This is a genomic window from Neobacillus mesonae (assembly GCF_023715155.1).
Classification (GTDB): Bacteria; Bacillota; Bacilli; order Bacillales; family Cytobacillaceae; genus Neobacillus; species Neobacillus mesonae_A.
Window position 1 is genome coordinate 79,409 of the sequence record NZ_JAMBNQ010000019.1, and the last position, 8,867, is coordinate 88,275.

The 8,867-nt window shown below is 40.5% G+C and carries 13 protein-coding genes; all 13 read right to left on the reverse strand.

The window, feature by feature from the left end:
* Positions 1 to 2 precede the first annotated feature (2 nt).
* Positions 3 to 437 (reverse strand): flagellar export protein FliJ, encoded by a 435-nt coding sequence (gene fliJ / locus M3183_RS15970; protein ID WP_251471174.1) that lies wholly within the window; start codon positions 435 to 437, stop codon positions 3 to 5.
* Positions 437 to 1,756, reverse strand: coding sequence for a flagellar protein export ATPase FliI (gene fliI / locus M3183_RS15975; protein ID WP_251471177.1), 1,320 nt, complete (start codon positions 1,754 to 1,756; stop codon positions 437 to 439). The genes fliJ and fliI overlap by 1 nt, the downstream gene beginning before the upstream one ends.
* A complete protein-coding gene (locus tag M3183_RS27330) occupies positions 1,740 to 2,579 on the reverse strand; it encodes a FliH/SctL family protein (RefSeq protein ID WP_251471179.1) in 840 nt (279 codons plus the stop codon). The genes fliI and M3183_RS27330 overlap by 17 nt, the downstream gene beginning before the upstream one ends.
* Entirely contained in the window at positions 2,533 to 3,540 is a 1,008-nt protein-coding gene (fliG, locus tag M3183_RS15985) for a flagellar motor switch protein FliG (RefSeq protein ID WP_251471180.1), read from the reverse strand. Before fliG ends, M3183_RS27330 begins: the two co-directional genes overlap by 47 nt.
* A 5-nt stretch (positions 3,541 to 3,545) precedes the next feature.
* On the reverse strand, positions 3,546 to 5,129 hold the full coding sequence (gene fliF, locus M3183_RS15990; RefSeq protein WP_251471182.1) for a flagellar basal-body MS-ring/collar protein FliF: 1,584 nt from the start codon (positions 5,127 to 5,129) through the stop codon (positions 3,546 to 3,548).
* A 30-nt stretch (positions 5,130 to 5,159) separates the two neighbouring features.
* Positions 5,160 to 5,459 (reverse strand): flagellar hook-basal body complex protein FliE, encoded by a 300-nt coding sequence (gene fliE / locus M3183_RS15995; protein WP_251471184.1) that lies wholly within the window; start codon positions 5,457 to 5,459, stop codon positions 5,160 to 5,162.
* Positions 5,460 to 5,470: 11 nt separating this feature from the next.
* Positions 5,471 to 5,926 carry a flagellar basal body rod protein FlgC gene (flgC, locus tag M3183_RS16000; RefSeq protein WP_251471208.1) on the reverse strand — a complete coding sequence of 152 codons (456 nt, stop codon included), beginning with the start codon at positions 5,924 to 5,926 and terminating at the stop codon, positions 5,471 to 5,473.
* Positions 5,926 to 6,318 carry a flagellar basal body rod protein FlgB gene (gene flgB, locus M3183_RS16005; RefSeq protein ID WP_251471186.1) on the reverse strand — a complete coding sequence of 131 codons (393 nt, stop codon included), beginning with the start codon at positions 6,316 to 6,318 and terminating at the stop codon, positions 5,926 to 5,928. Before flgB ends, flgC begins: the two co-directional genes overlap by 1 nt.
* 145 nt (positions 6,319 to 6,463) lie before the next feature.
* Entirely contained in the window at positions 6,464 to 7,147 is a 684-nt protein-coding gene (locus M3183_RS16010) for a glucosaminidase domain-containing protein (RefSeq protein ID WP_251471189.1), read from the reverse strand.
* A 20-nt stretch (positions 7,148 to 7,167) separates the two neighbouring features.
* Entirely contained in the window at positions 7,168 to 7,485 is a 318-nt protein-coding gene (locus M3183_RS16015; RefSeq protein ID WP_251471191.1) for a hypothetical protein, read from the reverse strand.
* Positions 7,486 to 7,678: 193 nt separating this feature from the next.
* On the reverse strand, positions 7,679 to 8,029 hold the full coding sequence (gene fliT, locus M3183_RS16020; RefSeq protein ID WP_251471192.1) for a flagellar protein FliT: 351 nt from the start codon (positions 8,027 to 8,029) through the stop codon (positions 7,679 to 7,681).
* A gap of 12 nt (positions 8,030 to 8,041) precedes the next feature.
* On the reverse strand, positions 8,042 to 8,419 hold the full coding sequence (fliS, locus tag M3183_RS16025) for a flagellar export chaperone FliS (protein WP_251471194.1): 378 nt from the start codon (positions 8,417 to 8,419) through the stop codon (positions 8,042 to 8,044).
* 360 nt (positions 8,420 to 8,779) lie between these two features.
* Positions 8,780 to 8,867, reverse strand: an 88-nt coding sequence (locus M3183_RS16030; RefSeq protein WP_251471210.1) for an IS3 family transposase, incomplete at its 5' end; no start/stop codon positions are given.

The window sequence follows — 8,867 nt, forward strand, 5'->3', positions numbered from 1 at the left end:
CCTTATGCCTTACGGGAATAACGCAGGACAGCCATTTCATCCAATAAGGCCTGCTCCTTTTTTTCTGCCTGCTTTTGAAAAGCAGCCATTGACTTCGTCTTCCATTGATTCCACATTTTTGTTTCCTGCAGCCGTTCAATCAGCACCTGCTGATTTCGCTCTACTTCCAAATGAATTTCATTGGATTTCACCTGCAGTTTTTGCATTTTAAGGTTGAGATGCTCCAATTCCTGCTGTACCTCCTGCAGTTCTGAAACGGTTTTTCGGTCAGCATGATTGTATTGCATGAAAACCTGTTCTTTTTCTATCGCTAAATCTTGCATTTGTTCATCAATCTCTACTTGTTTAAGTTTGCTAGTCCCATATTCTGTTTGAGCAAACTCTTTTTCTTTTTCCTTATAATCCAGTACTTTTTGAAATGGAAATGTAAAAGCCATCAGCTCATCGCTCCAAATTGTGAAATTAAGAAAGATCTCGCTTCTTCTAATTGTGATGCCTCATAAATACCCTGCCGTAAAAATTGATCCATCAGCGGCTTTGAGCGCATCGCCATATCAATTTCTCGATTTGAACCCTTTTTATATGCCCCGATATTAATTAAATCCTCTGCCTCATTGTATGCGGCAAGCAGTTTTTTGAAGTTATTCGCAGCTTGTAAATGTTCATCTGAAGTAATTTCTGTCATTACCCTGCTGGCACTACTTAAAACATCAATTGCTGGAAAGATTCCTTTGCCCCCGATGGCCCGATTTAAAACGATATGACCATCTAGGATCCCTCGAACCGCATCAGCAATGGGTTCGTTCATGTCATCTCCGTCAACAAGAACCGTATAAATAGCCGAAATGGAGCCTTTTGGCCCGGTACCGGCCCGTTCCAATAACTGTGGCAGCATGGCAAAAACCGATGGTGTATAGCCTTTTGTCGTTGGGGGCTCACCTATAGCCAAACCAATTTCCCTTTGGGCCATAGCAAAACGTGTGACCGAATCCATAACCAACAAGACATTTTTCCCTTGATCACGAAAATACTCAGCAATAGATGTAGCCGTTAAAGCACCTTTAATCCGAATCAGAGCCGGCTGGTCAGAGGTTGCAACAATGACCACGGACTTTTTAAGCCCCTCTTCCCCAAGGTTCTGCTCCAAGAAATCCAGGACTTCGCGGCCCCTTTCACCTATTAAGGCAATGACATTCACATCAGCTGTCGTATTTCTTGAAATCATTCCGAGCAGTGTACTTTTTCCGACACCGCTCCCGGCAAATATCCCGATTCTCTGTCCTTTCCCCATCGTCAATAAGCCATCAATCGTCCGAACACCCACTTCGAGAGGCGAATAAATCCGCGGCCTGGTAAGCGGGTTGGGCGGTTTAGCATGTGTATGAACCTCTTCCAGCCCAAGCGGAAGTGGTTTCCCATCCATTGGCTGTCCTAGACCATCTAAAATTCTTCCTAATAATTGATGCCCCGCTTTCACCATCAAAGGTTTCCCGCTTGCAACTACGTCACATCCAGGACCAATGGCCTGAACCTCCCCTAAAGGCATCAGCAGCACCTTATTTTCTCTTATGCCGACAACCTCAGCTTGGATAGGGGTACCAGAATGTGCGGGGTATATGGAACATAATTCCCCAATTCTAACGTCAGGTCCCTGCGATTCAATTGTCAGTCCGATGATTTGCGTAATTTTCCCATTCACTCTGACCGGATCGATTCCACGTATAAGCTTCACATAGTTTTCAGCTGATAACGTCATTTTGCATTCCCTTTCCTGCCTCAAGAAGGACCTTTTTTATCTCTTCCATCTGCGTGTCAATTCGGGCATCAACACTTCCATATGCTGTGCGGATCACACAGCCTTTTGGTGTCACGGAATGATCTGGAATAATTTTGATTTCTGTCTCACCATTGACAACGGAAACAAGATGTCCCCGCTGTGATTGAATAAACGGAAAATCATCGGGATGTACACAAATGGTGATATGTTCTTTCTCCTTAAAGCGAAGGATATGCTGTTTAATGACTTCCACAAATTTATCAGGATGATCGTCAAGTTCCTGTTTGATAATTTGCGTGGCAATGGCAGTGCTTAATTCCAGCAAGAACGGTTCTGCTTCAGCAATAATGGCTTCTTTTTCCGAGTAAGCCTGTTCCAGCAATTCCTGCATTTGCGTCAGTTTATCGTGATATTCCTGCTGCACTTTTGCGGCTGCTTCCTGCTTACCTATTTCGAAACCTTGTTTTAATCCTTCTTCTTTGGCAGCGGCAGACTTTGTCTCGAGATTCTTTTGATTTTCTTCCCACCACTGGCTGATTCTCTCTTGTGCATCAGTTTCTATCGATTCAGCCTGTTGTCTCGCTTCCTGGATAATTTCTTGTGCCTGGGCTTTTGCCTCCTCAATTAATGGCTGATGATTAGGTATTTCATTTTGAGCTGAATCATCCCCATCATTTTGGAACATGGCTGGCATAACCGGCTGTGCAATAACCTTTACATCTCTCATGATGGAAACATTTGAGCCCTTGAATACTTTAGAGTATGAGGCCATCATTTCCACCTCGGGCAATGAAGACTTCACCGGACTCCTCCAAGTTGCGGATGACAGAAACAATGCGGCCTTGCGCCTCTTCTACATCCTTGACACGAACAGGGCCGAGATATTGCATTTCCTCTTCGAATGAGTCGACCATCCGCTGAGACATATTTTCGAAAATGATTTTCTTCACTTCCGGACTTGCCGCCTTCATGGCAAGCAATAGATCCTGATTGTCCACTTCCAGGATGACCCGCTGAATAGCACGGCGATCCAAATTGATAATATCTTCGAACACAAACATTCTCTGTTTGATTTCTTCCACCAATTTTTTATCTTTGTTTCCAAGACTGTCGAGGATGCTCTTCTCTGTTCCACGGTCGACGCCGTTTAAGATGCCGACAATCGATTCAATTCCACCGACAACACTGAAGTCTTTACGGATTGTAGCAGATAACCGCTGTTCTAAAATATGTTCAACCTCTTTGATTACTTCTGGCGACGTTTGTTCAAATTGGGCAATTCTTCTCGCCACATCAGCCTGAAGCGCTTCAGGGAGCGACGATAAAATAACAGATGCCTGCTGCGGCTCTAAATGGGCAAGCACAAGGGCAATCGTCTGCGGATGTTCATTTTGCAAAAAGTGGTAGATTTGCATCGGGTCAACACGACGGGCAAAATCAAATGGTTTTACCTCAAGCTGAATCGTTAATTTTTGAATGATTTGCTTGGCCCGTTCTCTTCCGACTGCAGACTCTAAAACCTCCTGTGCAAAACTAATGCCGCCCATTTCAAGATAATCATTGGCAATGCACATTTGATGAAATTCTGTTAATACTTCCTCTTTTTCTTTTGCATCCACCTTATTGACGTTTGCAATAGCCAAAGTGAGCTGTTCAATTTCTTCATCTGTCAAATGGTTATATACCTTAGAGGAAGCTTCTCTTCCCATAGAAATAAGCAAGATCGCTGCCTTTTGCTTTCCTGTTAACTTTGAAGTTCCCATGGAATTTACGCCTCCTCATCATGAAGCCATGACTTGATTACTTTTGAAAAATCATCTGGCCTTTGATCTAGTAATTTCTTAAGCTGTGTTTCTACACCCATATCTTCTTCCGCAAAATAATCCACTTTTTCAACCGGCTTTGGTACGACAACTTCTTCCTCCGGCTCATCCTGATTCTGCTTTTTACGTCGAAGCAGGAACCAGATGAGTCCCCCCAGCAATAAGACACCCGCCGCCGCAGCTGCAGCAACATAAAGCCAGTTCGTACCCGCGGGCTGGGCAGCCGTATTATTTTTCTCAAATGTATGCGGAAAAATGGTAATCCTCTTGTCAATCTCATTTTGCGTTAAGTTCGGGTGGCCCAGTGCGGTCTGTACTGTATTTGAAACAATGTTCCGGATATTGTCCTGTGTCGCTTGGGATAATGTATTACCGCCTGAATCCGGCTCGACCCCGACATTAATCGTAATATCATCAATTTGATAGGGACTTGAGACAATTTCCTTATTAATCCGGTTAATCTCATAGTTCACCTTTTCCTGAGATTCTTCATAATTGCTGTCACCATTTGAATTAGATCCCGTATACCCAGGCACATCTGTCGGGCCAGAGCCGACAACGCCTCCAGCGTTGGCATCTTTACCGCTATAGGTCTTGGAATCTTTTTCAGAGCTGATAACAATTCCTTTATTGCTGTCCTTTGCAGGCTCCACCAAATTTTCTTCGGTTTTGACCTTATCAAAGTTCATTTTGACAAACGTATGAACAAACACTTTATCAGTCCCAAGGATGGTTCCTAATAAATTTTGCAAATTCTGCTGGATATCGCGTTCAATATTTTGCTGAACTTTTCTTTGTTCATCATATTTCGTTAATGACTGGTCATCACTTTCATCGTTTAGCGCATAGGTTTCACTATATTGATTCATGATCGTGATATTTTCCATTGGAAGGTTTGGAACACTTCTAGATACTAAGGTATACAATGCCCGTACCTGCTGGGAGTTAAGTTTTACCCCCGGCTCCACTTCCACCATGACTGAAGCACTTGCTTTTTGCTCGTCATCCTGTTTAATAAACACGGAATCCTGCGGCAAAGTTAAAATGACTTCAGCATTTTTAATTCCTTCTACATTTTTCAATACATTGGCAACTTGGTTCTGCATGGCCTCCCGCTCAAGGATTTCATACTGCTTATCCGTTGCCCCAAATGAAAGATTTTGACCAAAAACATCGTAATTGATTTTATTATCTTTTGGATATCCTGCTGAAGCGAGACTAACAACCAAATCAGGGGCATTCTTTTTTGGGACCAGGAGCATCGTCCCATTGGATGAAATCTTATAATCTGTAAATCCCTGTTTGTCCAGTTCAGCTTTTATATCCCCAATTTCCCTTTGTGTCAATTGCCCTGTGTATAATGGTACATATTCCGGGCGGGACGCAAAAAAAATAAAGGTTGACAAGGCTATTACCAGAAACAAAAAGGATCCCATTATAAGCCATTTTTGTTTTCCGCTTCTTGCCCCCCAATATTGGCTAAAGTGCTCTTTCGTTTTTTTGATTTGATCTGTCCATGATCGATTCATTTCTCACCCTGCCCAGCTTTCCATCTTTCATTAAATTTGCATACGCATCATTTCTTGATAAGCCTCGACAGCCTTATCCCTTACCGTCACCGTAAGCTCCAATGCTGTTTTTGCCTTTTGTGATGCAATCATTACGTCGTGGATATTGTCAATCTCACCTGCAGCTAACTTATTGGAAAGATCTGTTGATTGTTTGACCGTGGTATCCACATTATCTAAATAGCCCTTTAATACATTCGCAAACGATGTTGCAGGCTGATTCGTATCTACTTTTTGAAACGGATTTTGATTCATTTTGATTAAACCGGTATTGATTTGTGAAATGTTCAATTAAAGCCCTCCTAACGGCCGATTTCCAAAGCCTTTAACATGATTGATTTTCCGGTGTTAAAGGATGTAATATTCGCTTCATAAGCTCTTGATGCCGCCAGCATATCCACCATTTCCTTGGATAAATCGACATTGGGCATCATCACATATCCATCTGCATTCGCATCAGGATTTGCTGGATCGTAAACCATCTTAAATGGTGTTTGATCATCCACAATTCCAGAAACCCTTACCCCCTGCATGCCTGCCTGAGATTGTTTTTGGATTTCCCCTTTCAATACCTGATTGAAGCTTTTTTCTCTTGGCTCCATGACAACCATCTTCCGGCGGTATGGCTCCCATTTTCCATTCACTAATTTTCCTCTTGTGGTGGACGCGTTCGCGATATTGGAGGAGGTAACGTCCATTCTTAAACGATTAGCCGTTAATGCAGATGCACTGATATTTAATGAATCAAACATATGTATTAAATCCTCCCTTTAATCGCAATTGACAGCTGCTGAAATTCACTATTTACCTGTTCAACCAATGTGTTATACCATAAGGCATTTTTACTTAGATTTGTCATTTCATCATCAACGTCGACATTATTCCCGTTATTTTGCATCGTTGTGTTTGAATTTTCAACAATTTTCGCAATTGGGGCATCAAAAGGTGCACCAATGACAAAATGACGGGTATCGGTCCGATTACCGGTAAAATTGGATTGCTTGTTCAAGTGCTGTTTCAAAATATCTTCAAATACGACTTTTTTCCCTTTATAGTCCGGGGTTTCAGCGTTTGCGATATTATTTGAAATCACCTGTTGACGTAAACTTGACGCATTTAGAGCAGACTGAAGAAGATTAATATTGCTCAAAATATTCCCCCGCTTTAACTTAAAAAATTTGATATTCTTTGACTTTCGTTTATCAAAATAATCATTTTCTTCACAAATATACTATAAAAAAGGACTATAAATCTACATATTTTGCAAAAAGAGGGCAAAAAGACCTATATAACCATCAAACACTAAATCTGTTAAAATACTTTGTCACACCGGTTACCCAATGATTGTTTAATCCGGTCGGGTCATTAGAAGCACCTATCGGGGCATATTTAGCGCCGATTTTGGCAATACTCGTCAGGCCGCTTCCAAGATAGTTTTTACTTATATTCCGTGCCATATCCATGATGCTTTCTTCTACCGACGCATATGATTTTAATCCATTAATCCCCATCATGCCGGCAATATTATTCTTTTCATGGGCGGCTCTTGATTTTCCATTTCCTGTTTCGTGCTGGGCTATAGATGCGAGCAATGCTGGATTGACATTAAAAGTTTTTCCGGCGCTGATGAATACATCACCCATTCCCTGCAATTTCCCATCCAGCTCACGATTCACTTGCTCTGCACTTATAGCATTAAAGCGGAGAGTGCCGTTTTTGGCAGGTAAATCAGTCATTCCTGCAGGCATACTTGGAGGCAGACTGTTGTTTTCAAGTTTTACAGATGGAACCGGAACAGCAGACATTTCTGATGCAACACGGGGCTCGATATCGGTTTCCGTTAATATGTTGTTTAATACAGAAAGAAACAATTGGCTAAATTCAGTACTGGCATTTCCGATTTGTGTTTGGAGATTTTTATTTCCGTATAAAGTATTGATTAACATTGATTTTGTAAACCAATCATCACCGATATTCAATGAAAATCATCCTTTCTAACCTATTCATTCATGTCATCAAACAAGACACTTACATCTTTCAAAATGGGATCAGGCAGCATGGTAATATATTTTAGCTGTCCGCCTTCAATAACGGCTTCAACTAAAATAATTGTATTTGGGTCATCGTCTTTTTTCATGGCAAGAATCTGCTTATCTCTATAAACAATATTTCTCACCATATAATAGGTGTGGGTTATATCGTCATCAACAGTAATTTTAAGGGGCTGCTGAAAAAAGGGTTTATTCTTCTTATATTCTATAAAGTGATAGAGATTGCCCTTCGTTGATTTGTCTTTTATGTACTGCCTCCAGGTCATAGCTATCGTCCTTTGCCAACTAAAATATTATTTTCATATACTCTATAGGTTAAACTCCATTTCCAATATTCATATTATCCTATTTTATGCCGCTGTTGTATATGAAAAATTTGTAAAGTTATTGAAAAAAATGATATAAAAAATAAAAAAATGCGTATTCTTGTCATATTTTTGTCAAGAACACACATTTTTTTTATTTTTTCGAATCGATAAAAGCACCATTTGTTTGTTTATAATAGGGACGATACTTTTGCGACATTTGTTTATTGAATTTTATCTGATGGATTTGATTTTGAGTTTCTGCCAAATTTTTTTTAATAGTATCTGCTATTTTTTGATCAAGCTTCAGTGTATTTTCTAAATTCTTCTTCGCTTCCGGTGAATATTGAAAATCCGGCTCTTCAGCCTTTATAGCATCTACCTTCCCCATTAACACATTTCTTTTATTTAACAGCTTTTCAACTTCTTCTTCATCACCAGAGGTTACTGCCTGATTCATCGCCAGTGTTATTTCATGGATGGCTTTTGTTAATTCATTCATCATGATCATCATACCTTAACTATTTTTCGTTTGTTTCATGGCCTCCTGCCAGGTTTCCGTTAATTCTACGGCAAAGCCTTCCACTTCATCTAAAATGGAGATATCCTTTTTTAAATTAGCTTCAATTAAGCGGGATTTCATGAAATCATATAGTGACTGCAGTGATTCTGAAACGGGAAATCCCTCTTTTAAGGTGGCCATTAATTCGCTGATAATATCCTGCGCCCTTAGGTTATATTTATGGCTTTCTTCTAACTGTTTATTTTGAACAGCCAGTTTGGATAAGCGGATAAATTTGACCATTCCTTGGTATAACATATATGTTAAATCTTCCGGTTTTGATGTCGTGACAGCTTGTTTTTGATAGGTTTGATATGGATTAGCCAGTGTCATGAAAAAATACTCCCTTCTAAGTTCATACATTCTTATTTTATTTTATCGGAAAAAGAATGAAAAAGTTAAGTCGGGAATCAAAAAAAGATAGAATTCTTTATAAAAAGGCGTAGATTTGAAATTTGGCACTTCGCTTTGCTAGGTCGGTCCAGGGAGCTTCAAATGAGCGCGCTAAGGGACTTTGGGGGTCTTCACTGCGCTGGAAATTGAATAATCCGCCCCAGCACGAAGACATGCGTCAGCATTTGACAAGAGTCTTCATGCCTTCCGTTCCATTCAAATATACTTTTTACACATTCTATAAAAAAAGGCTATTCCATCTGAAGTGTACCCCTTGTAAAGGACATTTTAAAAAAAGGCCTAGGCTACCTGTAACAGATGATTCCTGTACTGTACAGGAGTCATCTTTTTTAGATTCCATTGATATCTAGTATGGTTATAGTGGCGG